The organism is Enterobacter cloacae complex sp. 2021EL-01169 (genome assembly GCF_020733125.1).
In the GTDB taxonomy this organism is placed as follows: domain Bacteria; phylum Pseudomonadota; class Gammaproteobacteria; order Enterobacterales; family Enterobacteriaceae; genus Enterobacter; species Enterobacter roggenkampii.
This window is the reverse complement of sequence record NZ_JAJFTC010000001.1, coordinates 951,221-974,618: the sequence shown is the minus strand read 5'-3', so window position 1 is coordinate 974,618 and position 23,398 is coordinate 951,221. Positions and strand designations below refer to the sequence as shown.

Sequence of the window (23,398 nt, the reverse complement as noted above, 5' to 3'; positions counted from 1 at the left end):
ATCTAATTACCGTGATGGTTGCCCTAAGCCGAGCCACATCAACCAACCATCGCGAATCTCTCTAGGACGGCTCTCATATGCCATCTTCATACCGTTGTTCCATGCTGGAAGGTAGACCCAATACTCCCCAGCTCTTCCAGTAGCAGATTGTGGGTCGGTCATTTCAATGATTGGTAATTTTCCTTTCTCAATCATCCCTTTTACGGCCGCCGGGGTTTTACCTATCAGGCGTGCAAACTCCTGATATGGAACTGCGTCAGTTGCGCTCTCTAACGTCTTCTTCATCTGGTACACTTCTCCGTTAGCGTTTTAATTGCTCTTAATGGCTTATAATTGCCTTTAGTGTAACTACGAATGCAAAACAATAGACACCTTGAACATAAAATTACGCAATAGGAGTAATCATGTCAATACACGTTTCAGAGAAGCTAAAGCTCATGCGGGAGTCAGAGAGGTTAAACCGTAGGGAAGTCAGTGACTTGACTGGCGTTCCTTATAGTTCACTTTCGAGCTACGAAAGCCGCTCCAAAAATGCAGGTGTGGAATCCATAATGAAAATTCTCCAGCACCCTCGTTTCACGAAATACACCATGTGGTTTATGACTGATCAAATAGCACCTGAAGCTGGGCAAATTGCACCGGCTCTCGCGCACTTTGGGCAGCAGACAACAACGTCACCCCACTCAGACCAGAAAACTGGCTAACCATTTACGGCGCTTTTTTGTGCAGCAAATGCACAGTGAGTTTTTGCTATTTAAATCAGGAAATTGAAGTACGCAGTTACATCATCGGGAGGCTTTATGTCTGTTAAAAAGCTCGATGATGGTCGATATGAAGTGGACATTAGACCGAGCGGGCGTAACGGAAAACGCATCCGTCGGAAGTTCGACAAGAAAAGCGAGGCGATGGCTTTTGAAAAGCACACTCAATATAACCATCACTCAAAGGAATGGCTCTCAAAACCAATGGACAAACGCCAATTGTCAGAACTGAAAGAGTTGTGGTGGAAGCTGAAAGGTAAACATGAGGAGCACGGTCAATCGTATCTCAGGAAAATTGAGCGTTTCGAAACGATGACCGGAAACCCGTGCGCTTTCCAGATCACCAAGAGCCTGATAACGCAATATTGTGCTCAACGTCGGGGTGAAGGTATTAAGCCAACTACCATCAACCGTGACCTGATCACACTAGGTGGGATGTTCACAACCCTGATTGAGTCAGAACTGTATAACGGTGAGCATCCATTCAGGGGATTCAAAAAACTGAAAGAGCAGACTGCCGAAACGGGCTATCTCACTCTTGAGGAAATTGACGCCTTACTTGCTGCGCTCTCAGGTGATAATCGTAAAATTGCGGTTTTGTGTTTGAGTACCGGGGCAAGATGGGGAGAAGCTGCGCGGTTGAAGGCGGAGAACGTGATTCATAACCGGGTGTCTTTCGTTAAGACGAAAACCAACACACCCCGCACGGTCCCGATCTCTGATGACGTTGCGGCTTATGTTGTAGGCAAAACACGAGGTTTTCTGTTTCCTGACGCCAGTTATGCTGAATTCAGGCGAATCCTCAAAGAAGTTAAGCCCGACTTACCGGCGGGGCAAGCAACACATGCTCTACGACACTCTTTCGCCACGCACTTTATGATTAACGGGGGCAATATCATCACACTGCAGAGGATCTTAGGTCATACGAAAATTGCGCAGACAATGGTCTATGCGCACTTCGCTCCTCAGTATCTGCAGGACGCGATTTCGCTTAACCCGCTGAAGGGTGCTAATGGTGGTAAGAGTGTCCACAATGTGTCCACACCCTAGCCGCTTTTTATGGCTTTTGGCTGCTAGTAGTAAAACGTGAAGCCTTGTCTGGCGCGGCTTTCCAGCTACGCCAGACATTAAAAAGGCTCCCGCAGGAGCCTTTCATCAATCAATCAATGCAGCGACGCTAACCTCGCCGCAAACCCGACAAACAGCAGCCCTATCAGCCCGTTCCCCAGCTTTGCCAGTTTCTTTTTCGTTTTGAGATAGCGCGTGACAAATGCACCGGAGAAGATCAGGAAGCTCATGTACATGAAGCTTATCAACTCAAGCGTCGTCGCGAGGATAAGGAAAGAGGTACCGGTGTTCTGCGCATTCACGTCAATGAACTGAACAAAGAACGATACGTAGAACAGAATCGCTTTTGGATTCGTCAGGCTCAGCACCAGCGAACGTTTCATGATCGTGCTGGCAGGCTCGGTGCCGCTTTCCTGAGCGTGATTCTGGCGGGTAATGACCGACCAGAGCATTTTGCCGCCCAGCCACAGCAGGTAGAAGGCGCCGAGATAACGCACGATATTAAACAGTACTGGCGTGGTCTGGATTAATGCAGCGACGCCCGCCCAGGCAAGAAACATCAGCACCGCATCGCCGATAAATACACCCGTGGCGGCCAGGTACCCTTTTTTAACGCCGTGTCCAATTCCAGTTTTAAGCACAAACAGGGTATTCGGCCCCGGTACCAGCACGATAAAAAACGCGCCAACAACATACGTCCAGAAATTCAGTACGCCAAACTCCGCAAACACTTCTTCTCCCTCCTTTTGCTCAACACAACAGGAATAGCGCTGCAACCACGCTACTCCCAAAAATCAGACCTTATAAAATCAGCGGGCACCATTACGGTGCCCTCATGGTACTCAGATATCCTGGACGGCGAACAGCAACGCGTTGCGGTGCCGGGTCATTCCACATTTTCTGATGGCGTGAATACGCATATTGCGGCGGGATTGTGCTTCCAGCCAACGAGCCTTGCGACGACTCACCTGTCGCAACATGCGCCAGCGCCCTACTTCTGTTCTACTGCGCTTCATGTCTACAACTCTTTCTCAAACAGAGACGCCATTATAAACCCAACCCGGCTGCAAACCAGCGCTTTTACCTGGCGTTTTTATTTGCCAGATGAATCCTGATGCGTACACTCATAACAATACGCTTTCAAAAGGATTTTTTTACCTATGACAACCTTCTACACCGTGGTGAGTTGGCTGGTCATTTTGGGATACTGGCTGTTAATCGCGGGTGTGACGTTACGCATCCTGATGAAGCGCAGAGCCGTACCCTCTGCCATGGCCTGGCTTCTGATCATCTATATCCTGCCGCTGGTGGGAATTATCGCCTATCTCTCTTTCGGTGAGCTTCATCTCGGTAAACGCCGCGCCGAGCGGGCCCGCGCCATGTGGCCCTCCACCGCGAAGTGGCTGAACGACCTTAAAGCCTGCAAGCATATCTTTGCCGAGGAGAACAGCAGCGTCGCCTCGTCACTGTTTAAGCTGTGCGAGCGCCGTCAGGGGATTGGCGGCGTTAAGGGTAATCAGCTCCAGCTGCTAACCTCGTCCGACGACGTTATGCAGGCGTTAATCCGCGATATCCAGCTGGCGCGTCATAATATCGAGATGGTTTTCTATATCTGGCAGCCCGGCGGGATGGCTGACCAGGTCGCGGAATCCCTGATGGCCGCGGCGCGACGCGGCATTCACTGCCGTCTGATGCTTGACTCTGCGGGCAGCGTGGCATTTTTCCGCAGTCCCTGGGCAGGGATGATGCGCAATGCCGGTATCGAGGTGGTTGAGGCGCTGAAGGTTAACCTCCTGCGCGTGTTTCTGCGCCGGATGGACCTTCGTCAGCACCGTAAAATGATCATGATCGATAACTATATTGCCTACACCGGCAGCATGAACATGGTTGACCCGCGCTTTTTTAAACAGGACTCGGGCGTGGGTCAGTGGGTGGATTTGATGGCGCGCATGGAGGGGCCGATTGCCACCTCGATGGGCATCGTCTACTCCTGCGACTGGGAGATAGAGACCGGCAAACGCATCCTGCCGCCACCGCCGGACGGCAATATTATGCCGTTTGAAGAGGCCAGCGGTCACACTATTCATACCATTGCTTCCGGGCCGGGCTTCCCGGAGGATTTGATTCATCAGGCGCTGCTGACGGCGACCTACTCGGCGCGTGAATATCTGATCATGACGACGCCCTACTTTGTTCCCAGCGATGACCTCCTGCACGCGATCTGTACCGCGGCGCAGCGCGGCGTCGATGTGAGCATTATTTTGCCGCGCAAAAATGACTCCCTTCTGGTGGGCTGGGCCAGCCGGGCATTCTTTAGCGAACTGCTGGCTGCAGGGGTGAAGATCTACCAGTTCGAAGGTGGACTGCTCCACACCAAGAGCGTGCTTGTCGACGGCGAGTTAAGCCTGGTGGGAACGGTGAACCTGGATATGCGCAGCCTGTGGCTCAACTTTGAAATCACGCTGGTTATTGATGATGCCGGCTTTGGCGGCGATCTCGCGGCGGTGCAGGATGATTATATCTCCCGCTCGCGGCTGCTGGATGCCAGACTGTGGGTAAAACGTCCGCTGTGGCAGAGAATTGCCGAACGACTGTTTTACTTCTTTAGTCCGTTGCTGTAAAACGTGCCCAACGATGTTAAACAGGTAGTCATCATGGAAATGGATCTGAACAATCGCCTGACCGAAGACGAAACGCTCGAGCAGGCCTATGACATTTTTCTCGAACTGGCGGTTGATAACCTCGATCCCGCAGACGTGATCCTCTTTAATCTGCAGTTCGAAGAGCGCGGCGGTGCCGAACTGTTCGACCCTTCAGAAGACTGGGCTGAGCATGTGGATTTCGACCTGAACCCTGACTTCTTCGCCGAAGTGGTTATCGGGCTGGCCGATGAAGACGGTGGCGAAATTAATGATATCTTCGCTCGCGTCCTGCTCTGCCGTGAGAAAGACCACAAGCTGTGCCATATTCTCTGGCGCGAATAATAAAAAAGGCTGCGATTGCAGCCTTTTTTATTTACTCCGGCAACGGATTCCCACAGCGGTGACAAAAACGCGCGTTGAGTTCATGTTCCCCCTGATGACATCGCGGACATTTGCGCTGCTGCTTGCGGCTCTGAAATGCGCTACTCATGTGCGTGGTAATCAGCCCGGTCGGAATGGCAATGACCGAATAGCCAATCAAAATAAGCACTGAGGCCACAATTCGCCCCAGCGGCGTATGGGGCGTGATATCCCCGTACCCCACGGTCGTTACGGTCACTATCGCCCAGTAGACGGACGCATTGAGCGTCGTAAAGCCATATTTCGGCCCCTCAATCAGATACATCAGTGCGCCAAAAACAATCATGACAATGGCAATAAACGAATAGAACAGAATAAGCTGATGACGGGCGCTGACGATTGCGCTCCAGAATATGCGCAGTGAGGGCATAAAGCGCAGTAATTTCAGAATACGTAATACGCGAATAACGCGCATCGCTCGCCAGGCAAAGACATAGCTCAGGCTGATTTCCGGCCACAGCCACATGACGTAGAGCGGCAGAATGGTGGCTAAATCGATAAATCCCCAGAAGCTGAAAACATATCGGGCCGGGTTAGGCCAGGCAATCACTCGGAGGAGATATTCAGCGGTAAACACCAGGGTAATCGCCAGCTCAAGCCAGACAAAGACATGCCATTCGTCAAACGTCAGGTGGTATTGCGTCCCGGCACCCGATTCAATAAAGATGATAACCACGCTGAGGAGCGCAAATAAACCACAAAGACCCTCGAAGCGCCGTCCGGATACCGTTTCAGGATCGAATAAAACATGATAAAGCCGCCGACGGGCTGACGTGAATAAACGCGACACAGTGACCTCGCAAAAAATAAGGGCTGACATCATGTCAGCCCTTGCGATTATAACGGGTCTACTTTCAGGCAGGAAACCGCATGTCGGAAACTGCCTTCCAGAACCGGCCGCGTTTTCGCACATTCCGGCCCGGCCATAGGGCAGCGCGTGCGGAAGACGCAGCCCGACGGCGGGTTAATCGGTGAAGGCAATTCCCCTTCCAGAAGTTGGATGGTCTTATTCTTTTCCAGATCGGGATCGGGGATCGGCACCGCCGACATCAGCGCTTTGGTGTAAGGGTGCAGTGGATTGTGGTACACCTCGTCATAGGTGCCCAGCTCCACGGCGTGCCCCAGATACATCACCAGCACGCGGTCAGAGATGTGTTTCACCACGGCCAGGTCATGCGCGATGAAGATCAGCGACAGCCCCATTTCGCGCTGCAGCTTCTGCAGCAGGTTAACCACCTGCGCCTGAATGGAGACGTCGAGCGCGGAAACTGGCTCATCACAGATAATCAGCTTCGGTTCGAGGATCAGGGCGCGCGCAATACCAATACGCTGACACTGACCGCCGGAGAACTCGTGAGGATAGCGGTTGATGAGGTTAGGCAACAGCCCGACTTTCAGCATCATCGCCTTAACGCGATCGCGCACTTCCTGGCGAGACATCTTCGGATGATAGGTCCGCAGCGGCTCGGCAATAATCTCACCGATGGTCATACGCGGGTTTAATGACGCCAGTGGATCCTGGAAAATCATCTGGATATCGCTGCGCACGTCGCGCCACTCGTCGGGCTTCATGCCCAGCAGATCTTTACCCAGCCAGGCCACTTTGCCGTCGGTGGCTTTTACCAGACCGATAATGGCGCGCGCAAAGGTCGATTTACCGCAGCCGGACTCGCCCACCACGCCCAGGGTTTCCCCTTCATACAGGCGCAGCGTGACGCCGTCCACCGCTTTCAGGGTCTTCGACGGCTGCCAGAACCACTGTTTGCCGTCCTTGATGTCGAAATGCACCTTAAGGTCAGCAATTTCGAGCAGGACATTACGTTTTTCATCTAATGCGTTCATACCAGCTCCTCCTGCGGCTTAAAGCAGGCGCGCAGACGGCCTGGTGCAAACTCTTCCAGCGGCGGTGCGCTATTGCAGATTTCCATCGCGTGCGGACAGCGCGGCTGGAACGGACAGCCTTTCGGCAGGCGCAGCAGGTTTGGCGGGTTGCCCGGAATGGTCAGCAGGGATTCCCCTTCCGCATCGAGACGCGGCACCGCGTTCAGCAGGCCAATCGAGTAAGGATGGGCTGGCTGATAGAACACGTCACGCGCTTTGCCGTATTCCATGGTACGACCGGCATACATCACCAGCACTTTGTCACAGATGCCCGCCACCACGCCCAGGTCGTGGGTGATCATGATAATCGCCGTGTTGAACTCACGCTTGAGCTCGTTCAGCAGGGTCATGATTTGCGCCTGAACGGTAACGTCCAGCGCGGTGGTCGGTTCGTCGGCAATCAGCAGCTTTGGCCGGCACAGCAGCGCCATCGCAATCATCACGCGCTGACGCATACCGCCGGAGAACTCGTGCGGGAACATGCGCATACGCTTGCGCGCTTCCGGCATTTTCACCGCATCAAGCATTTTGACCGACTCTTCAAAGGCTTCGGCTTTGCCCAGACCTTTGTGCAGCATCAGCACTTCCATCAGTTGCTCACCGACGCGCATGTACGGGTTCAGCGAGGTCATCGGATCCTGGAAAATCATCGAGATCTGCTCGGCGCGCAGCTTGTTCAGCTCGTGCTCCGGCAGGTTGAGGATTTCACGACCGTTGAATTTTGCGGAACCGCCAATCACACCGTTAGCGGCCAGCAGGCCCATTAACGCAAAGGCGGTCTGGGATTTACCGGAACCAGATTCCCCCACGATACCGAGCGTTTCACCCGCGCGCAGGTTGAAGTTGAGATCGTTCACGGCGGTCACATCCCCGTCCGGGGTCTTAAAGGTGACGCGAAGATCTTTTACGTCCAGCAGAAGGTCGCTCCGCTGCTGCGCCTGTGGCGCAGTTGCCGTTTCAATCATTGTCATGACGGCGCTCCTTAACGGTCTTTCGGGTCGAGGGCATCACGCAGGCCATCGCCGATAAAGTTAAAACAAAACAGGGTAACGACCAGGAAACCCGCCGGGTATAACAGCAGCCACGGTGATACTTCCATTGAGTTTGCACCGTCACTCAGCAGCGCGCCCCAGCTGCTCAGCGGCTCCTGCGTACCCAGACCGAGGAAGCTCAGGAAGGATTCAAACAGGATCATGCTTGGTACCAGCAGTGAGGCATAGACCACCACCACGCCCAGCACGTTAGGAACGATATGGCGAACCACGATATTCCCGGTAGAGACACCGCCGACCTGCGCGGCTTCGATAAACTCTTTGCGTTTGAGGCTCAGCGTCTGGCCGCGAACAATACGCGCCATATCCAGCCATGACACCATCCCGATGGCCACGAAGATCAACAGGATATTCTGACCAAAGAAGGTCACCAGCAGGATGACGAAGAACATAAACGGGAAGGAGTTCAGGATTTCCAGCAGACGCATCATCACCGAGTCCACTTTGCCGCCAAGGTAGCCGGACAGTGAGCCATAGAGCGTCCCGACGATCACCGCCACCAGCGCGGCAGCAATCCCGACCATCAGCGAGATACGCCCGCCGATAGCGACGCGCACCAGCAGGTCACGTCCGGAGGAGTCCGTGCCAAAATAGTGGCCAGACTCCATATCCGGCGCGCTGGACATCATGCCCCAGTCGGTGTCGAAATAGGTAAATTGCGACAGCATCGGGGCAAGGGTCACAAACAGCGCGATGATCACCAGAACTACCAGACTCGCCACCGCCGCGCGGTTGTGCATAAAGCGACGACGCGCGTCCTGCCAGAGGCTACGACCTTCCACTTCCAGTTTTTCACTGAAGTTTTCCAGCGCCTCGCTGTTTTTCTTACTCAACATCATGGCGTGCTCCAGTTAGTAACGGATTTTCGGGTCGATGACGGCATACAGCACATCGACGATAGCGTTAAAGAGAATGGTCAGCGCACCGACGAGAATGGTCAGACTCAGTACCAGCGAATAGTCGCGGTTAAGCGCGCCGTTAACAAACAGCTGGCCAATGCCCGGCAGGCCGTAAATGGTTTCGATAACCATCGAGCCGGTGATGATCCCGACGAATGCTGGTCCCATGTAGGAGAGCACGGGCAACAGCGCCGGTTTGAGCGCGTGGCGGAAGATAATCCGACGCATCGGCAGCCCTTTCGCGCGCGCGGTACGAATGAAGTTCGAGTGCAGCACTTCGATCATTGAACCACGGGTGATACGCGCGATACTGGCGATGTACGCCAGGGATAATGCCACCATCGGCAAAATCATGAACTTTAATGCCCCGCCGTTCCAGCCGCCGCCAGGCAGCCACTTCAGCGTAATGGCAAATATCATCACCAGTAATGGCGCGACAACGAAGCTGGGTATGACTACCCCGGTCATTGCCACCCCCATTACGGCATAATCCCATTTGGTATTTTGTCTGAGCGCGGCGATGACGCCTGCGGTGACCCCGAAAACGATCGCCAGAATGAATGCCGCAGCACCCAATTTCGCCGAAACCGGGAAGCTGGACGCCACCAGATCGTTAACGGAATAGTCTTTATATTTAAATGACGGTCCAAAATCACCGTGGGCCAGCTGCTTCAGGTAATTGAAGTACTGGGTAGAGATAGGATCGTTTAAGTGGTATTTCGCTTCGATATTCGCCATCACTTCTGGCGGCAGCGTACGCTCACCGGTAAATGGACTTCCCGGCGCAAGGCGCATCATGAAGAAGGAAATCGTGATGAGAATAAATAGCGTTGGAATCGCTTCAAGACAGCGACGTAGGATAAATTTCAACATTGCCCGTACCTTCTGGCGTGTGCCTATATAATGTGACGTTGGTTAGACACCGTGGGGCGAGCACGCCCGCCCCACTCATTGCCATTAATGCTTGATAATATACAAGTTTTTAACGTAGATATTATCCATCGGGTCTTTACCGGTGTACCCACCTACCCACGGTTTCACCAGACGGGCGTTAACGTAGTAGTAAACCGGAACGATCGCGGAATCTTTATCCAGCTGCTGCTCAGCTTTAGAGTACAGTTCAGTACGCTGTGCTTCGTCAGTGGTTTTCAGCGTGTCGGCAATCAGCTTGTCAAACGCCGGGCTCTTATAGTGCGCGGTGTTGTTTGAGCTGTCGCTCAGCATGGTGTTCAGGAAGGAGGTCGGTTCGTTATAGTCCGCACACCAGCCGGCACGCGCCACGTCAAAGGTGCCCTGATGACGGCTGTCGAGGAAGGTCTTCCACTCCTGGTTCTCCAGCTTCACGTTCGCGCCCAGGTTCTTTTTCCAGATCGAGGCGACGGCGATAGCCAGTTTTTTGTGCAGATCGGACGTGTTGTACAACAGGCTGAAGGTCAGCGGCTTATCGGCGGTATAGCCCGCTTCGGCCAGCAGTTTCTTCGCTTCTGCGTTACGCTGTTCCTGCGTCTGTTTGAACCAGTCTGGCTCGGTCAGTTTTGCGCCATCGGTGTATGGAGGGGTATAGCTGTATGCCGGCAGATCGCCCTGGTTTTTCACTTTGTTCACGATGATATCGCGATCCAGTGCCAGCTTCAGCGCAGTACGAACACGTACGTCGGTGAACGGTGCTTTCTGGTTGTTGATTTCATAGTAGTAGGTGCACAGGTACGGGTCGACGTGAACTTCTTTCGGGATCTCTTTCTTCAGCTTCTGGAACAGTTCAATCGGCATGTTGTTATAGGTCATGTCGATTTCGCCGCTGCGGTAGCGGTTGACGTCAGTCACTTCGGAAGAAATTGGCAGGTAGGTCACCTGATTAATCACGGTTTTAGCGTTGTCCCAGTATTGCGGGTTACGCTCAAGCACCATACGCTCGTTGACCACCCAGTCTTTCAGCTTATAGGCGCCGTTGGTCACGATATTGGCAGGCTGGGTCCATTTTTCACCAAATTTTTCCACGGCGGATTTTGGTACCGGGGAGACGGACGGGTGAACCAGCAGCTTATAGAAGTACGGAACAGGTTCGCTCAACGTGACTTCGAAGGTATTGGCATCGATCGCTTTAACGCCCAGATCGGTGATCGGTTTTTTGCCCGCGATGATGTCATCAATATTGGCAATATGGCCATATTGCAGGTAGCTCGCATACGGAGAGGCGGTCGTTGGATTCGCCAGACGCTGCCAGCTATAAACGAAATCTTCAGCCGTGACCGGCGTACCGTCGGACCATTTCGCATCTTTACGCAGATGGAAGGTCCAGACTTTGAAATCTTTGTTTTCCCATTTTTCTGCCACGCCCGGTGCCGGGTGGCCGTCTACGTCAGTGACCAGCAGGCCTTCGAACAGGTCGCGGTTAACGTTAGACTCAGGAACACCTTCAATTTTGTGCGGGTCAAGAGACTGAACTTCCGCACCGTTGTTACGCACCAGCGTCTGCTTCTCCGCCAGCTGAACACCTGCAGGAACGTCCGCAGCCATTGCAGCGTTTCCCGCGATTAGCGCAGTTAAAATCCCCGCCGCTACCAGATTTTTTTTTGTGATGATGGACATTGTGTTGATACTCCACTCATTATAATGACTGGCCTTCGCCAGCTGTGTAATCCCCTGTTGGGGCCTGTACAGCGCAGGAGTTTTTTTTGCTGCTGTCAGGTTCTTCTTTTACTGCTTGCTATCACCGACTTTTTTATTACTGACCACTCGTATGGCAGTCTTGCGTCGATTCTTTACAGGCCTCCCCTGTTTGAGACCTGTTCTGGATATCCGAGATGAGAACCATATGAAAATAATTCTCATCTGATTGTTTTATGCTGCAAAATATTAGGCCGGAAAGTATCAAATGGCGTAATCGTGCGCCAATACATTTTGCAAATTTGTTAAGCAATTCTCTTTTACGGTGAGTACCGTATCGTTGAGGGCAGCCCTGCCGGACATCGAACATCACTATAAAGACATGATATTCAATAGGATAGAGAAAATTTTCTCTACAAGCGCGTCGCTGCGCTATCATCGCGTGATTTTGTACAAAAATTTAACAACTGGTTATTATTTAGCACATTCATCTAGGGGAATGTTGAAATTACTAATATCATTTCGGTTATCTCTCAGCAAGCCCCAGAGTATCATGTGAGTAAAATAACAGAGCGATCGAAGATTTTCTGCGCAGGCGGGGTAAGGCGGAATTAATAACCTATTGAAATACAAGAAATGAACATTATTAGTAGAATTTATTATGATATGTGAGCATTTCAACTTTAGTTATATGATTTGCTGATAATCACGTAAAAAAACGGAGCCGTCGCTCCGTTCTTTCATATGAAGTATTAATGCAATAATCCGGGGAAAATGCTTTTAATACCCGTGACGATGAATTCGATCCCTAACGCCATCAGCAACAGGCCCATGATACGCGTAATGACGTTGATGCCCGTCTGACCCAGCAAGCGCACCAGCCAGGGTGCCATGCGGAACACGCCCCAACAGCAGAGCGCAAAAATGGCAATAGCCACGGAAAAGCCAATCAGGTGCATCAGGCTATGATAACGCGTGCCCCAGACAATGGTTGAACTGATGGCCCCAGGACCGGCCATCAGCGGTAAGGCCAGCGGCACCACGCCAATGCTTTCGCGGATGGCGGTTTCTGACTTCTCTTGTTTATTCTGCTTATCCTCGCCCAGCTTACCGCTGATCATGGACATGGCGATGGTCACGACCAGGATCCCACCTGCAATGCGGAAAGAATCTATCGAAATCCCGAAAAGCTGGAGAATGGCGTCACCCAGAAAAAGAGAGGTGAGCAATATGATCGCCACCGACAGGTTAGCGGTGAGGTTGGTCTTATTCCTGGCCGCCGCTGTCTGGTAACTCGTCATACTAATGAAGACAGGAATGATCCCCACCGGGTTGACCAGGGCAAACAAACCAATAAAAAATTTAAAATACGTTGGAAAATCAAAGAGCGTTTGGATCACGTTTTGCTCCGCTTATACATATGCCCTGGACTGACAATTTGTCATGAGAAATCGCGCTGAAGATACCCTTTTTATCAGCATACTTCACTTGAAATCTGTACCAAAACGTTATCATTTCAGGATGTTAAACATTTGTATAATCAATGATAGTGCCGCTTCCAATACTTACGTAATTATTTAACACTGGAAAAATCAGCACGAAATAACCCTGCTGAAAGGTATCAGCTTAGGGGAAAATTGACGCAGATCATGATTTCCGTACTCAGAAGTGAGTAATCTTGGTTACACCCCCAGGGAGGCCACCTGCCAAAAAGGGATGATGCTAAGGTAAGGCTCTTTTAGTAAATTAGTGTGCTGGTGTACAAAGTAACTCTTTGTTTTATTTTGTGTTACGCAAGTGCTATCGGCTCTGTCTATACTGTGTGACGTATCGAGCGCTGGTTTACTAAAAGAGTTTAAACATTATCAGGAGAGCATTATGGCTGTTACTAATATCGCTGAACTGAACGCCCTCGTCGAGCGCGTGAAAAAAGCCCAGCGTGAATATGCCAATTTCACCCAAGAACAGGTTGATAAAATCTTCCGCGCGGCCGCACTGGCTGCTGCAGATGCTCGCATCCCTCTCGCTAAAATGGCCGTTGCCGAATCCGGCATGGGTATCGTTGAAGATAAAGTGATCAAAAACCACTTTGCTTCAGAGTATATCTACAACGCCTATAAAGATGAGAAAACCTGTGGCGTGCTGTCTGAAGACGACACCTTCGGTACTATCACCATCGCTGAACCTATCGGCATTATCTGCGGTATCGTTCCGACCACTAACCCAACGTCTACCGCTATCTTCAAATCACTGATTAGCCTGAAGACCCGTAACGCAATCATCTTCTCTCCACACCCACGTGCGAAAGACGCGACCAACAAAGCTGCAGATATCGTCCTGCAGGCCGCTATCGCTGCGGGTGCACCAAAAGACCTGATTGGCTGGATCGACCAACCTTCTGTTGAGCTGTCCAACGCGCTGATGCATCACCCGGACATTAACCTGATTCTGGCGACCGGTGGTCCAGGCATGGTTAAAGCTGCATACAGCTCCGGTAAACCGGCTATCGGTGTGGGCGCGGGTAACACCCCTGTTGTTATCGACGAAACTGCTGACATCAAACGTGCTGTCGCGTCTGTACTGATGTCTAAAACCTTCGATAACGGTGTAATCTGTGCATCTGAACAGTCTGTTGTAGTTGTGGATTCCGTATATGACGCGGTTCGCGAACGTTTCGCCAGCCACGGCGGCTACCTGCTGCAAGGCAAAGAGCTGAAAGCGGTTCAGGACATCATCCTGAAAAATGGCGCGCTGAACGCCGCTATCGTGGGTCAGCCAGCCTACAAAATTGCTGAACTCGCAGGCTTTACCGTTCCGGCAACCACCAAAATCCTGATCGGTGAAGTGAAAGTTGTTGACGAAAGCGAGCCGTTCGCACACGAAAAACTGTCTCCTACGCTTGCCATGTACCGTGCGAAAGATTTCGAAGAGGCGGTAGAGAAAGCGGAGAAGCTGGTTGCCATGGGCGGTATCGGTCACACCTCTTGTCTGTACACTGACCAGGATAACCAGCCAGAGCGTGTTGCTCACTTCGGTCAGATGATGAAAACCGCACGTATCCTGATCAACACCCCTGCTTCTCAGGGTGGTATCGGTGACCTGTACAACTTTAAACTCGCACCTTCCCTGACTCTGGGTTGTGGTTCCTGGGGTGGTAACTCCATCTCTGAAAACGTTGGTCCAAAACACCTGATCAACAAGAAAACCGTTGCTAAGCGAGCTGAAAACATGTTGTGGCACAAACTTCCGAAATCTATCTACTTCCGCCGTGGCTCTCTGCCAATCGCGCTGGATGAAGTGATTACTGATGGCCACAAACGTGCGCTCATCGTGACTGACCGTTTCCTGTTCAACAACGGCTACGCTGACCAGATCACCTCTGTGCTGAAAGCGGCTGGCGTCGAAACTGAAGTGTTCTTCGAAGTTGAAGCTGACCCAACCCTGAGCGTGGTACGTAAAGGTGCTGAACTGGCTAACTCCTTTAAACCTGATGTGATTATCGCACTGGGTGGTGGTTCCCCAATGGACGCCGCGAAAATCATGTGGGTGATGTACGAGCATCCAGAAACTCACTTCGAAGAACTGGCGCTGCGCTTTATGGATATCCGTAAACGTATCTACAAGTTCCCGAAAATGGGCGTAAAAGCGAAAATGATCGCGGTCACCACCACTTCCGGTACCGGTTCAGAAGTCACGCCATTCGCGGTAGTAACAGACGATGCAACCGGTCAGAAATACCCACTGGCTGACTATGCGCTGACGCCAGACATGGCTATCGTTGATGCGAACCTGGTCATGGAGATGCCGAAGTCTCTGTGTGCGTTCGGTGGTCTGGATGCGGTAACTCACGCCCTGGAAGCCTACGTTTCTGTACTGGCATCTGAGTTCTCTGACGGTCAGGCTCTGCAGGCTCTGAAACTGCTGAAAGAAAACCTGCCAGCGTCCTACAACGAAGGGTCTAAAAACCCTGTAGCACGTGAACGTGTCCACAGTGCCGCAACCATCGCCGGTATCGCGTTTGCCAACGCCTTCCTGGGTGTTTGCCACTCAATGGCGCACAAACTGGGCTCACAGTTCCACATTCCTCACGGTCTGGCGAACGCCCTGCTGATCAGCAACGTTATCCGTTATAACGCTAACGACAACCCAACCAAGCAGACTGCTTTCAGCCAGTACGACCGCCCACAAGCACGTCGTCGCTATGCTGAAATCGCTGACCACCTTGGTCTGAGCGCACCGGGCGACCGTACTGCTGCCAAGATTGAGAAACTGCTGGCATGGCTGGAAAGCCTGAAAGCTGAACTGGGTATTCCTAAGTCAATCCGTGAAGCGGGCGTACAGGAAGCTGACTTCCTTGCTCACGTAGATAAGCTGTCTGAAGATGCATTCGATGACCAGTGTACTGGTGCTAACCCGCGCTACCCACTGATCTCCGAGCTGAAACAGATTCTGCTGGATACCTACTACGGTCGTGAGTTCAAAGAAGGTGACGTTGCCGCTGTGAAAACAGAAGCCTCTGTCATCAAAGCTGACAAGAAAGCGAAGAAAAGCGCTTAATTGACATCAGCAGATGAAAAACCCGCCTTTATGGCGGGTTTTTTTTATGTGTGCATAATAAGCCAGACGTTATTTTCTGTTGTCGTGCTGAATCGCCGTCAGCGAGCCTACAGACAGCGCTTCTTTATAGTGCTTACGGCAGACCGAAACATAGCGTTCATTGCCGCCTATCACCACCTGCTCGCCATCTGCATAAGGTTTTCCGGCCTGGTCAAGACGAAGTACCATACTGGCTTTACGACCGCAGAAGCAGATCGTTTTCAGTTCGACAAGTTTATCCGACCAGGCGAGCAAATACTGGCTCCCTTCAAAAAGCTCGCCGCGGAAATCCGTGCGCAGGCCATAACACAGCACGGGGATATCAAGCTCATCGACTACCTCTGACAGGGCATGGACCTGTTCACGCGTCAGAAACTGGCTCTCATCGACCAGGACACAATGAATGGGCTGCGCAGCATGTTCTGCACGAATGTCTTCAAACAGATCGGTTTTCGGGTTAAACAGCCTTGCAGGCGACGAGAGCCCTATTCTGGAGCTCACCTTCCCCGCGCCAAAGCGATCGTCAATTTCCGCCGTATAAACAACGGTACGCATCCCTCGTTCCTGGTAATTGTACGAGGATTGCAGCAGCGCGGTGGATTTCCCGGCATTCATTGCCGAATAGTAGAAATAAAGTTGTGCCATTGGCCGTAAAACCCTAATCAATGTGTAATATTCCCGATGAGTCATTGTACCATATTTTGTCTGGTCATCAGCGATGCAGCGCACAGAGGATGCAGTTCAGTACGGCGTTCAGTACCGTCTGTTTAACAAAATAACCCGTTAAAACATGAAGTAAACGCATTCAGCCAGGCGACGAAGTTATAAGTTCAACCAAACATAACACTTCTTTTTATAGTGGAATCCGTGTTCTTTAAGATTCACTATTTATTAACTATTTCAGGCTTAGCACCAGGGGTGAGAACTAATACAAAAGGCTGATATTTCTCCGCCGCAACTATAATTCCTGCGGGAAATGTCACAAAAAAAAGATGCAGGCGGCCTGTTTTAGCATGCTCAGATGATAACAACCGAGACTGCTGGGTGGCGGAATTTAAGTTAGCGTAATTAATAATAGCGGCAATATTTAGTATTTTTTGAATTCCTTACATTCCTGGCTATTGCACAACTGAATTTATGGCTCTATTATTAGGTCAACAAACCCCCCCCATTATAAGTTTGAGATTACTACAATGAGCGAAGCACTTAAAATTCTGAACAACATCCGTACTCTTCGTGCGCAGGCAAGAGAATGCACCCTCGAAACGCTTGAAGAAATGCTGGAAAAATTAGAAGTTGTAGTTAATGAACGTCGCGAAGAAGAAAGCGCTGCTGCGGCTGAAATCGAAGAACGTACTCGTAAACTGCAGCAATATCGTGAAATGCTGATTGCTGATGGTATCGATCCAAATGAATTGCTGAACAGCATGGCTGCCGCTAAAACCGGTACTAAAGCAAAGCGTGCTGCCCGTCCTGCTAAATATAGCTACGTTGATGAGAACGGCGAAACTAAAACCTGGACTGGCCAGGGTCGTACTCCTGCTGTTATCAAGAAAGCGATGGATGAGCAAGGTAAACAGCTGGACGACTTCCTGATCAAGGATTAATCGAGCCTTATTCAGAAAAATCCCGCTTATTGCGGGATTTTTTTTAACCTAAATTTGTCGCAAACATCCTCTTACATTCTGTCATAAAGCATTATTTAGCAATTTCATCGACTGTACTTTAAGACAGGTTTTCGGGATTGTTACGGGCATAAAAAAACCGGTGGGCAACGCCTCACCGGTTTGAACATTTGCAGCGGTGGCTTATTTCTTAATACCTACGCTCTCTTTGAGCCAGGTTTTAAATTCTTCGCCGAGGGTATTGTGGCGGATACCATATTCAACAAACGCCTGCATATAACCGAGCTTATTACCGCAGTCATGGCTCTTACCTTTCATATGGTAGGCCTCAACGGTCTCTTTCTCGATCAGCATATCGATGGCATCCGTCAGCTGGATCTCATCACCCGCTCCTGGAGGCGTTTTAGCCAGCAGAGGCCAGATTTCAGCACTGAGGACATAGCGACCTACAACAGCAAGGTTTGAAGGCGCTACGTCGGCTTTAGGCTTCTCTACGACGCCAACCATTGGCACACTCTCACCCGGCTCAAGGTTAACGCCTTTGCAGTCAACCACACCGTATGCCGTTACGTCTTCAACAGGCTCAACCATAATCTGGCTGCTGCCGGTTTCGTCGAAACGCTTGATCATTTCAGCCAGGTTATCCTGAGAAAGATCGGATTCGTATTCGTCCAGAATAACGTCAGGCAGAATTACCGCTACAGGCTCATCACCCACGACCGGGTGTGCGCACATAACAGCGTGGCCCAGACCTTTCGCCAGCCCCTGACGAACCTGCATAATGGTGACGTGTGGAGGGCAAATAGACTGAACTTCTTCTAACAGCTGACGCTTAACGCGCTTTTCCAGCATGGCTTCAAGTTCAAAGCTTGTATCGAAATGGTTTTCGATAGAGTTTTTAGATGAATGCGTAACCAACACAATTTCAGTGATGCCGGCTGCGATACATTCATTAACGACATACTGGATTAATGGCTTATCAACCAGAGGCAGCATCTCTTTAGGAATCGCCTTGGTTGCTGGTAACATCCTGGTCCCCAATCCCGCTACCGGGATAACGGCCTTTCTGACTTTCGAATTTAGGGCAGCCATTCAAATTCTCCTGAGCTGTTCAAGTTTTGAACTTTTATGCAATAAATAACGCGTTGAGTATATCAGCCTCGCCCCGCAGTCCGGGTCTGAAAAGAACGCGTTGCCGATCAATTAGGATAAATACGCATGAAACCGGGCAGCGATAGTAGCACTCCCCGCAAAACACAGGTAAAGCAATCTTAAAATGACGATCCAATTGCTTATTCCGTGGACAACATTAAGCGTAGCCGCCCCCCGGCGCCCCAAATTTGGCACTGCCAGGAGGAACAGCGGTGGCTAATTTGATTAAGATACGCCGTTCCCAACGTCCCAAGCGGTACACCGTTACTCACCTGAATATGGTGTTCACCGGTATTCAGTGATGCATTGAGACCGGCTGAAACGAGGATCAGATTTTTTAAACCGCTGTGGTAATAGCCGACCAATAGCGGAAACTGTCCAGGCAAATTGGCCTGACGAAAAAGCTGGTTTACCTGTTTGAGTAAACTGCCTAACTCCGGCAACCGTTGTCCCTGATGGGATAACTGTTCCTGCAACAAACCATTAAATAGCGCACGAAGAAGCAACGCCGCTAATACACCGTTATCCCCCGCCCGGGTGACATCCAGGGAATAAAACGCAAGGTCGGAATCTGACAGTGGCGCAATATCCAGCACCAGTCCAGGCTGGTCAGCGGCCACCAGCTGCCGATAATTTACGCGACAGTGGGAAATAGTTTGCTGGACGGGTGGCTGGAGTTCTTGCAACAGTTTCGCCGCAGCAGGCGGATTACTCACCAGAGCGTCCCAGTCCTGGAAAAGACGTTCCTCTTCCTCTACCCGGGAATTAAACATATTCGGATAAAGGCACGCTAAGACCGTTTCTCGCAGCCGGTTCAAATCTTTAACCGGTTTAAGCAGAATATCCTGTACCCCAAGACGTAATGCTTTTGCGATATCCGCCATGTTTTCGGTGGCAGAGATCACCAGAATCGGCGTCTGATTGCCTTCGTTACGCAGATGCTCAACCAGCTTCAGTCCATTCATGCGCGGCATCGCAATGTCGCAAATCATCAAATCGGGCGTAATGCTGATCATTTTTTCCAGGGCGTCGATGCCATCTTCAGCCAGTGACGTCATTGCGCCCAGCGAGGATAACCACGAATCCAGTAGCGATCGGAAAACGGGCTCGTCTTCAACAATCAAAATGTGTTTTCCGGCCAATGGCTGCGTCATGGTTCCTCCCCTGGCTGACAGTAACTAAATAGTGGCATGCGATCGGCACTATCGCCTGTCAGATTTTGCTGAAGTAGTCAAAAAAAGGTGCTTAACGTGCGGTTTGCACAAAAGGCAACAATTCGTCCATTTTCTTTTCGACGGCTAACGAGCCCGCTGCGATGGCGGCCTCAGCCCGATGGAAATCAAGAGTAGAGATTTGCGGACAGTACGGCTGAATAAGAATATCCGGAGGATCGCCTGCCATACGGTTACGTTTAAGGCGATTCTCGAGTACCTGAATTGACGTGGTCATGATTTCTATCGCCGTCGGCGCAGCAACCGAACGACGTGCGGTCATACGCCCGATTCTTCCGCGCAGGCGCTCGTGCCAGGCCAGTTTCTCGCCCTCAGCATCTTCGCTCTGGAGGTTGACCGGCATGAGATCCTGTTGCATCAGGTGGGCGTCGTGCTGCAGGTCGACGGCAATCACGATGTCAGCGCCCATTGCACGCGTCAGAGAGATGGGAACCGGGTTAACGACGCCACCATCGACAAGCCAGTAACCGTTGTGTGGGACAGGCGCCATGAGTCCCGGCATACTGCAGGAGGCACGCACGGCAAGATGGATATCCCCTTCGGTTAGCCAGAGTTCGCGACCTGTACTGAGGTTCGTCGCGACGGCGCCGAAAGGCATCTGACAATCAGTGAAGTCTTCGAGGGGCATAACCTGGCGGAACTGGTTAAAGACGCGTTCGCCGCGCAGCAGTCCACCACGCTGCCAGGAGAGGTCCATCAGACGCAGCACGTCCCAGTAGCTGAAGGAGCGCACCCACGTCTCGAGCTCCGGTAGCTTTCCGCACGCGTAAGCGGAGCCGACAAGCGATCCGATTGAGCACCCTGCAACAATATCGACAGTAATGCCCATCTGATTTAAGGCATTAATCACGCCGATGTGTGACCATCCCCGGGCGGCACCTGAACCCAGCGCCAGCCCAATTTTAACCTTTCTCATTAGCCCTGTTTTACGTCCCCTGGATTCCTGACATGGCATCAACGCAACGCCTCAGTTAACATAGTGCTACCCGAAGCGTTTTACGCCTTTATTTTTTGTTCCAGGAAGAGAATCGTGTCTCAACTCTGCCCTTGTGGTAGCGCTCTGGAGTATAGCCTATGTTGCCAGCGATATCTTTCTGGCGATCAGGTTGCACCAGACCCGTCACACCTTATGCGTTCACGGTACACTGCTTTTGTGATCAAAGACGCAGACTACCTGATTAAAACCTGGCATCCATCCTGCCACGCAGCCGATTTCAAACAGGACATCGAAGCCGGGTTTGCGAACACGCAGTGGCTCGGCCTCACCGTCTATGAATCCTCTCCAGGCAGTCATGAAGATGAAGGTTACGTCAGCTTTGTTGCCCGTTTTACCGAGAACGCTAAGCCTGGCGCCATTATCGAGCGTTCCCGGTTCTTAAAGGAACGCGGGCAATGGTATTATATTGACGGAACGCGTCCACAGTTTGGTCGTAACGATCCCTGCCCGTGTGGTTCAGGTAAAAAATTTAAAAAGTGTTGCGGGCAGTAATGCCTGACAATCCAGACTTCGCAAATACAAACAGGATTTCCCGGCGATGCAATCATTACAACGTAAAGTTCTGCGCACCATCTGTCCCGATCAAAAAGGGCTGATCGCACGAATTACCAACATTTGCTACAAACATGAACTGAATATCGTGCAGAACAACGAGTTCGTTGACCACCGTACCGGCCGCTTCTTCATGCGTACCGAACTGGAAGGTATTTTCAACGACACCACCCTGCTGGCCGATCTGGACAGCGCGCTTCCGGAAGGCTCCGTGCGCGAGCTGACCCCTGCGGGCCGACGCCGCATTGTGATCCTGGTGACCAAAGAAGCACATTGTCTGGGCGACCTGCTGATGAAAGCCAACTACGGCGGTCTGGATGTCGAAATTGCGGCTGTTATTGGCAATCACGAGACGTTGCGCTCGCTGGTCGAGCGCTTTGATATTCCGTTCGAGCTGGTTAGCCATGAAGGCCATACGCGTGAAGAACACGACGACCTGATGGCGCAGGCCATTGAAGCGCATAACCCGGACTACGTGGTGCTGGCGAAATACATGCGCGTGTTAACGCCGTCTTTCGTGGCGCGTTTCCCGAACAAGATCATCAACATCCACCACTCGTTCCTGCCGGCCTTTATTGGTGCGCGTCCATACCACCAGGCGTACGAGCGCGGCGTGAAGATCATCGGCGCGACAGCCCACTACGTGAATGACAATCTGGACGAAGGTCCCATCATCATGCAGGACGTGATTCATGTGGATCACACTTACACCGCTGAGGACATGATGCGTGCAGGGCGTGACGTTGAGAAGAATGTGTTAAGCCGCGCGCTGTATCAGGTACTGGCCCAGCGTGTCTTCGTTTACGGCAACAGAACCATCATTCTTTAATCTTTCGGAAAATGAATTGATTAGCTTTGCGCCTTTACGGATAAAAAGCAGGCAAACAACTTCATTTCCCTAAAGGAAAGCTTTACAGGGGCGTCTCATTTGATATGATGCGCCCCGCTTCCAGCAGGAAGCAGGCCAGTAAAAAAGCATCACCTCGTGGTGGGGTTCCCGAGCGGCCAAAGGGAGCAGACTGTAAATCTGCCGTCATCGACTTCGAAGGTTCGAATCCTTCCCCCACCACCATCTCTCAGCACGACCTCAAAATTTGAATTACCCCTGGTGGGGTTCCCGAGCGGCCAAAGGGAGCAGACTGTAAATCTGCCGTCATCGACTTCGAAGGTTCGAATCCTTCCCCCACCACCATCACTTTCAAATAACTCCAAATCTTCTGTTCGCACCGGGCATCATGCATTTCCGTAACGGGGAAGGAAGAGAAGCTTCGACTAAGGTTCGATTCGAGCGCAGCGAGAAAGCGTTGCCGAAGGCAACGACCCGAAGGGCGTGGCGCAACGCGCCGGGTCATCCTTCCCCCACCACCATCACTTCCCCAACATAAAAAAACCGAGTCCGCCCTTGTAGGCCGGGTAAGGCGCAGCCGCCACCCGGCGACAGAAACCTACATCGGAGGCAAACGACGCCTGACCGGCGAACTCTTCACAATCGACGTATTACACTGGGCATGTTCCGCCAGGCCGTCCAGCAGCGCATCAAGCTGTTCGATTGACCGCACCACCAGCCTGATGACGAAGCAGTCCTCCCCGGTGACTTTGTCGCTCTCAATACACTCCGGCATCGCCTGAATATACTTATCCACCTTATGCAACAGCCCTGGCAACGGCCGTACGCGTACCAGCGCCTGCAGCGTATACCCCAGCGCCGCCAGATTCACCCGTGCACCATACCCCTGAATCACACCGCGCTCTTCCAGCCGCTTCAGGCGCTCTGCCGTACTGGGGGACGTCAGACCGATGCGGCCGCTGAGCACCTTCAACGACATGCGCGCATCCTCAACCAGGCAGGCTAAAATTTGTCGGTCGATATCATCGATAAGGCATTCCATTCTTTTCACCTAATTTTAAAAAGTC

Annotated in this window: 23 protein-coding genes, 2 tRNA genes and 1 other RNA gene; 11 read left to right on the top strand and 15 right to left on the bottom strand. The window is 51.7% G+C overall.

What is annotated here, in order from left to right; translation table 11 throughout:
- Positions 1 to 6: 6 nt before the first annotated feature.
- Positions 7 to 285 (bottom strand): regulatory phage cox family protein, encoded by a 279-nt coding sequence (locus LLF79_RS04495; protein ID WP_032665605.1) that lies wholly within the window; start codon positions 283 to 285, stop codon positions 7 to 9.
- Positions 286 to 404: 119 nt separating this feature from the next.
- On the opposite strand from LLF79_RS04495, the gene LLF79_RS04490 reads away from it, so the two are divergent.
- Complete coding sequence (locus tag LLF79_RS04490; protein WP_032665606.1) at positions 405 to 704, top strand: helix-turn-helix domain-containing protein; 300 nt, start codon at positions 405 to 407, stop codon at positions 702 to 704.
- A 96-nt stretch (positions 705 to 800) separates the two neighbouring features.
- The gene (locus LLF79_RS04485) at positions 801 to 1,811 is read left to right on the top strand and encodes a tyrosine-type recombinase/integrase (RefSeq protein ID WP_227879132.1); all 1,011 of its coding nucleotides are present in this window, start codon (positions 801 to 803) and stop codon (positions 1,809 to 1,811) included.
- Positions 1,812 to 1,924: 113 nt separating this feature from the next.
- On the opposite strand, the gene leuE is transcribed toward LLF79_RS04485, so the two are convergent.
- Together leuE and LLF79_RS04475 are read right to left on the bottom strand one after the other, a co-directional pair.
- Positions 1,925 to 2,560, bottom strand: coding sequence for a leucine efflux protein LeuE (gene leuE / locus LLF79_RS04480; protein WP_008502792.1), 636 nt, complete (start codon positions 2,558 to 2,560; stop codon positions 1,925 to 1,927).
- A gap of 111 nt (positions 2,561 to 2,671) precedes the next feature.
- Positions 2,672 to 2,845: a YciY family protein gene (locus LLF79_RS04475; RefSeq protein WP_021240326.1), complete on the bottom strand. Its 174-nt coding sequence runs from the start codon at positions 2,843 to 2,845 to the stop codon at positions 2,672 to 2,674.
- A 144-nt stretch (positions 2,846 to 2,989) separates the two neighbouring features.
- On the opposite strand from LLF79_RS04475, the gene cls reads away from it, so the two are divergent.
- Both cls and LLF79_RS04465 read left to right on the top strand, forming a co-directional pair.
- Entirely contained in the window at positions 2,990 to 4,450 is a 1,461-nt protein-coding gene (gene cls, locus LLF79_RS04470) for a cardiolipin synthase (RefSeq protein ID WP_008502791.1), read from the top strand.
- A gap of 33 nt (positions 4,451 to 4,483) precedes the next feature.
- The gene (locus LLF79_RS04465) at positions 4,484 to 4,813 is read left to right on the top strand and encodes an HI1450 family dsDNA-mimic protein (RefSeq protein ID WP_006810881.1); all 330 of its coding nucleotides are present in this window, start codon (positions 4,484 to 4,486) and stop codon (positions 4,811 to 4,813) included.
- A 31-nt stretch (positions 4,814 to 4,844) separates the two neighbouring features.
- Here LLF79_RS04465 and LLF79_RS04460 read toward each other — a convergent pair whose 3' ends face one another.
- The 7 genes from LLF79_RS04460 to LLF79_RS04430 all read right to left on the bottom strand — a co-directional run bounded on the left by LLF79_RS04460 (position 4,845) and on the right by LLF79_RS04430 (position 12,730).
- Positions 4,845 to 5,714: an ion transporter gene (locus LLF79_RS04460; protein WP_031274926.1), complete on the bottom strand. Its 870-nt coding sequence runs from the start codon at positions 5,712 to 5,714 to the stop codon at positions 4,845 to 4,847.
- 14 nt (positions 5,715 to 5,728) lie between these two features.
- Positions 5,729 to 6,733 (bottom strand): murein tripeptide/oligopeptide ABC transporter ATP-binding protein OppF, encoded by a 1,005-nt coding sequence (gene oppF, locus LLF79_RS04455; protein WP_008502789.1) that lies wholly within the window; start codon positions 6,731 to 6,733, stop codon positions 5,729 to 5,731.
- Positions 6,730 to 7,743: an ABC transporter ATP-binding protein gene (locus LLF79_RS04450; RefSeq protein ID WP_024907097.1), complete on the bottom strand. Its 1,014-nt coding sequence runs from the start codon at positions 7,741 to 7,743 to the stop codon at positions 6,730 to 6,732. Before LLF79_RS04450 ends, oppF begins: the two co-directional genes overlap by 4 nt.
- Before the next feature lie 11 nt (positions 7,744 to 7,754).
- A complete protein-coding gene (gene oppC, locus LLF79_RS04445) occupies positions 7,755 to 8,663 on the bottom strand; it encodes an oligopeptide ABC transporter permease OppC (protein WP_008502787.1) in 909 nt (302 codons plus the stop codon).
- A gap of 12 nt (positions 8,664 to 8,675) precedes the next feature.
- Positions 8,676 to 9,596, bottom strand: a complete 921-nt coding sequence (gene oppB / locus LLF79_RS04440) for an oligopeptide ABC transporter permease OppB (RefSeq protein WP_008502786.1) — start codon at positions 9,594 to 9,596, stop codon at positions 8,676 to 8,678.
- A gap of 84 nt (positions 9,597 to 9,680) precedes the next feature.
- Positions 9,681 to 11,312, bottom strand: coding sequence for an oligopeptide ABC transporter substrate-binding protein OppA (oppA, locus tag LLF79_RS04435; protein WP_008502785.1), 1,632 nt, complete (start codon positions 11,310 to 11,312; stop codon positions 9,681 to 9,683).
- 770 nt (positions 11,313 to 12,082) lie between these two features.
- On the bottom strand, positions 12,083 to 12,730 hold the full coding sequence (locus LLF79_RS04430; protein ID WP_021240330.1) for a YchE family NAAT transporter: 648 nt from the start codon (positions 12,728 to 12,730) through the stop codon (positions 12,083 to 12,085).
- A gap of 478 nt (positions 12,731 to 13,208) precedes the next feature.
- On the opposite strand from LLF79_RS04430, the gene adhE reads away from it, so the two are divergent.
- The gene (gene adhE, locus LLF79_RS04425; protein WP_008502783.1) at positions 13,209 to 15,887 is read left to right on the top strand and encodes a bifunctional acetaldehyde-CoA/alcohol dehydrogenase; all 2,679 of its coding nucleotides are present in this window, start codon (positions 13,209 to 13,211) and stop codon (positions 15,885 to 15,887) included.
- A 69-nt stretch (positions 15,888 to 15,956) separates the two neighbouring features.
- Here the strand turns inward: adhE and tdk are convergent, their stop codons facing one another.
- A complete protein-coding gene (tdk, locus tag LLF79_RS04420) occupies positions 15,957 to 16,571 on the bottom strand; it encodes a thymidine kinase (RefSeq protein WP_008502782.1) in 615 nt (204 codons plus the stop codon).
- Between the two features lie 548 nt (positions 16,572 to 17,119).
- On the opposite strand from tdk, the gene hns reads away from it, so the two are divergent.
- On the top strand, positions 17,120 to 17,533 hold the full coding sequence (hns, locus tag LLF79_RS04415) for a histone-like nucleoid-structuring protein H-NS (protein WP_008502781.1): 414 nt from the start codon (positions 17,120 to 17,122) through the stop codon (positions 17,531 to 17,533).
- A gap of 201 nt (positions 17,534 to 17,734) precedes the next feature.
- Here hns and galU read toward each other — a convergent pair whose 3' ends face one another.
- From galU to rssA, 3 genes are all read right to left on the bottom strand, one after another.
- The gene (galU, locus tag LLF79_RS04410; protein WP_008502780.1) at positions 17,735 to 18,643 is read right to left on the bottom strand and encodes a UTP--glucose-1-phosphate uridylyltransferase GalU; all 909 of its coding nucleotides are present in this window, start codon (positions 18,641 to 18,643) and stop codon (positions 17,735 to 17,737) included.
- Between the two features lie 200 nt (positions 18,644 to 18,843).
- Positions 18,844 to 19,857 carry a two-component system response regulator RssB gene (gene rssB / locus LLF79_RS04405; protein WP_021240333.1) on the bottom strand — a complete coding sequence of 338 codons (1,014 nt, stop codon included), beginning with the start codon at positions 19,855 to 19,857 and terminating at the stop codon, positions 18,844 to 18,846.
- A gap of 91 nt (positions 19,858 to 19,948) precedes the next feature.
- Positions 19,949 to 20,851, bottom strand: a complete 903-nt coding sequence (gene rssA, locus LLF79_RS04400; protein ID WP_021240334.1) for a patatin-like phospholipase RssA — start codon at positions 20,849 to 20,851, stop codon at positions 19,949 to 19,951.
- 114 nt (positions 20,852 to 20,965) lie between these two features.
- Here rssA and LLF79_RS04395 point away from each other — a divergent pair, with 114 nt between their 5' ends.
- From LLF79_RS04395 to LLF79_RS04375, 5 genes are all read left to right on the top strand, one after another.
- Positions 20,966 to 21,424 (top strand): YchJ family protein, encoded by a 459-nt coding sequence (locus LLF79_RS04395; protein WP_032623056.1) that lies wholly within the window; start codon positions 20,966 to 20,968, stop codon positions 21,422 to 21,424.
- Between the two features lie 46 nt (positions 21,425 to 21,470).
- The gene (gene purU / locus LLF79_RS04390) at positions 21,471 to 22,313 is read left to right on the top strand and encodes a formyltetrahydrofolate deformylase (RefSeq protein WP_021240336.1); all 843 of its coding nucleotides are present in this window, start codon (positions 21,471 to 21,473) and stop codon (positions 22,311 to 22,313) included.
- 158 nt (positions 22,314 to 22,471) lie between these two features.
- A tRNA-Tyr gene (locus tag LLF79_RS04385) sits at positions 22,472 to 22,556 on the top strand.
- Between the two features lie 35 nt (positions 22,557 to 22,591).
- Positions 22,592 to 22,676 (top strand) — tRNA-Tyr (locus tag LLF79_RS04380).
- Between the two features lie 45 nt (positions 22,677 to 22,721).
- Positions 22,722 to 22,852: non-coding RNA, RtT sRNA (locus LLF79_RS04375), on the top strand.
- Positions 22,853 to 22,929: 77 nt separating this feature from the next.
- On the opposite strand, the gene LLF79_RS04370 is transcribed toward LLF79_RS04375, so the two are convergent.
- The gene (locus LLF79_RS04370) at positions 22,930 to 23,373 is read right to left on the bottom strand and encodes an Lrp/AsnC family transcriptional regulator (RefSeq protein WP_021240337.1); all 444 of its coding nucleotides are present in this window, start codon (positions 23,371 to 23,373) and stop codon (positions 22,930 to 22,932) included.
- Positions 23,374 to 23,398: the final 25 nt, after the last annotated feature.

What these genes read in the sequence shown, in the direction of transcription:
- LLF79_RS04370 (WP_021240337.1), bottom strand. Translation starts at nt 23,373, where the DNA reads ATGGAATGCCTTATCGATGATATCGACCGACAAATTTTAGCCTGCCTG.
- tdk (WP_008502782.1), bottom strand. Translation starts at nt 16,571, where the DNA reads ATGGCACAACTTTATTTCTACTATTCGGCAATGAATGCCGGGAAATCC.
- adhE (WP_008502783.1), top strand. Translation starts at nt 13,209, where the DNA reads ATGGCTGTTACTAATATCGCTGAACTGAACGCCCTCGTCGAGCGCGTG.
- rssB (WP_021240333.1), bottom strand. Translation starts at nt 19,857, where the DNA reads ATGACGCAGCCATTGGCCGGAAAACACATTTTGATTGTTGAAGACGAG.
- LLF79_RS04460 (WP_031274926.1), bottom strand. Translation starts at nt 5,714, where the DNA reads ATGATGTCAGCCCTTATTTTTTGCGAGGTCACTGTGTCGCGTTTATTC.
- oppC (WP_008502787.1), bottom strand. Translation starts at nt 8,663, where the DNA reads ATGATGTTGAGTAAGAAAAACAGCGAGGCGCTGGAAAACTTCAGTGAA.
- LLF79_RS04485 (WP_227879132.1), top strand. Translation starts at nt 801, where the DNA reads ATGTCTGTTAAAAAGCTCGATGATGGTCGATATGAAGTGGACATTAGA.
- LLF79_RS04475 (WP_021240326.1), bottom strand. Translation starts at nt 2,845, where the DNA reads ATGAAGCGCAGTAGAACAGAAGTAGGGCGCTGGCGCATGTTGCGACAG.
- galU (WP_008502780.1), bottom strand. Translation starts at nt 18,643, where the DNA reads ATGGCTGCCCTAAATTCGAAAGTCAGAAAGGCCGTTATCCCGGTAGCG.
- oppF (WP_008502789.1), bottom strand. Translation starts at nt 6,733, where the DNA reads ATGAACGCATTAGATGAAAAACGTAATGTCCTGCTCGAAATTGCTGAC.
- LLF79_RS04495 (WP_032665605.1), bottom strand. Translation starts at nt 285, where the DNA reads ATGAAGAAGACGTTAGAGAGCGCAACTGACGCAGTTCCATATCAGGAG.
- purU (WP_021240336.1), top strand. Translation starts at nt 21,471, where the DNA reads ATGCAATCATTACAACGTAAAGTTCTGCGCACCATCTGTCCCGATCAA.
- hns (WP_008502781.1), top strand. Translation starts at nt 17,120, where the DNA reads ATGAGCGAAGCACTTAAAATTCTGAACAACATCCGTACTCTTCGTGCG.
- LLF79_RS04490 (WP_032665606.1), top strand. Translation starts at nt 405, where the DNA reads ATGTCAATACACGTTTCAGAGAAGCTAAAGCTCATGCGGGAGTCAGAG.
- LLF79_RS04465 (WP_006810881.1), top strand. Translation starts at nt 4,484, where the DNA reads ATGGAAATGGATCTGAACAATCGCCTGACCGAAGACGAAACGCTCGAG.
- rssA (WP_021240334.1), bottom strand. Translation starts at nt 20,851, where the DNA reads ATGAGAAAGGTTAAAATTGGGCTGGCGCTGGGTTCAGGTGCCGCCCGG.
- oppB (WP_008502786.1), bottom strand. Translation starts at nt 9,596, where the DNA reads ATGTTGAAATTTATCCTACGTCGCTGTCTTGAAGCGATTCCAACGCTA.
- oppA (WP_008502785.1), bottom strand. Translation starts at nt 11,312, where the DNA reads ATGTCCATCATCACAAAAAAAAATCTGGTAGCGGCGGGGATTTTAACT.
- LLF79_RS04450 (WP_024907097.1), bottom strand. Translation starts at nt 7,743, where the DNA reads ATGACAATGATTGAAACGGCAACTGCGCCACAGGCGCAGCAGCGGAGC.
- cls (WP_008502791.1), top strand. Translation starts at nt 2,990, where the DNA reads ATGACAACCTTCTACACCGTGGTGAGTTGGCTGGTCATTTTGGGATAC.